The organism is Luteibacter sp. P4_E6, assembly GCF_056401535.1.
Window position 1 is genome coordinate 1 of the sequence record NZ_JBFUJE010000807.1, and the last position, 1,302, is coordinate 1,302.

The window sequence follows — 1,302 nt, forward strand, 5'->3', positions numbered from 1 at the left end:
GGAGAATTGAATCGATGACCTCTTTGGTGCTTTGGGTGTCCGTTCCACTTGAGAAATGCAAGATGCGCTCGAAGCTGGGGAAATCCGGCGAGGTGTTTATATCCGCCATGAGCGGTTCGGTACCGTCCACTGCCTGCGAGATCATCTGGTCGTCCCAGGCTTCGAAGAGGTACGAAGCCATGGCGGTGAATGCCGCACGGCTCTGCGACGTCCAGAATGGATCGTTGCCTGGCTGGTCCGGGTAGAGAATGGCGGCGATGGTCTGGATCTCGCCAATACGCTTCGCAGGATCGACACCCGCCAAGGTGGTCATCGGATTGAATCGATGCGTGTTTCCCGCGTCATCGTAGGGCGCCCATACGTAGACTTTCTGCTGCTGCGATTCGCGCCAGCCGCTGGTCGCCTTGTACAGCTCACCCTTCAGGTCCAGCACCACCATTGAGTGCTGGTACGAGAGCAGCGCCGGAATAGCAATGCTGGTGGTCTTACCGGATCGTGTAGGGCTGATGGTAATGACATGCTGGGCGCCGCCGAGCCAGAGATAGCGGCCCTTGTACTTCCCCATGAGGATGCTTTCCGGAGTTTGCTTGAGCAGCCCCGCCTTTTTCATGTCCGCCAGCTTTGCGAAGCGTGCGTCGCCGTGCATGGTTTCTGGTTTGGACCTCAGTACCGGCATGAAAAGACTCAACCATGCCGCCAGCGGCCCACCGAATCCGAAGGCACCGCACAGCTTGATCTTAAGGACGTACGGCGCGACCTGGGGCAGATCGAGTGCGCGGAAGTATTGCCAATACGTGGTCACCCCCAGAGACACCTGGCCGAGGCCAAGAATCCATAGGGTAAGGAAACCCGCCAGGTACTCTCCGCCCACCAGGGCAAGGAGTCCAAGTACGAGCAACGTTAATGCCTTGTACATTCCGCTCATCTAACTGTGTTCCCTCACGCGAATGCCAATCTGCAAGCATGCTTTAGTCCGGGTCAGAATCGGAGTGCGCCGCACACGTCTGGCCCACTTTTCAGAATTCTTCTATCCGCCGTGGCCGCGGTTCTCACGCCCGCCCTGCCCGCTCCCATGTCATGCGCGCATGCGCCTCCGCCGTACAGCGCACCCCCAAGCGCGTCAGCGCACTGATGGCTTCAAGCCCCATCGCCATACGGTTGCAATCGACCGCATCGGACTCGTGCACGAGTTCGGCCAACAGCTCGGTAAGGCCTCGGGCGTATTGCAGCCACTCGGTGGCCTGGTTCAAGAGATCGTGGGTGGAGGTTTCGCTTTCGTTGATTTCACTCATGGTCTTCTTC

2 protein-coding genes are annotated in these 1,302 nt (G+C 58.8%); both read right to left on the bottom strand.

Annotated features, from left to right (window positions below; genetic code table 11):
- Positions 1-925 (bottom strand): type IV secretory system conjugative DNA transfer family protein (locus tag AC1DT2_RS23655; protein WP_477299127.1); only part of this gene is annotated, 925 nt, incomplete at its 3' end.
- Between the two features lie 124 nt (positions 926-1,049).
- Positions 1,050-1,302 (bottom strand): hypothetical protein (locus tag AC1DT2_RS23660; RefSeq protein WP_477299128.1); only part of this gene is annotated, 253 nt, incomplete at its 5' end.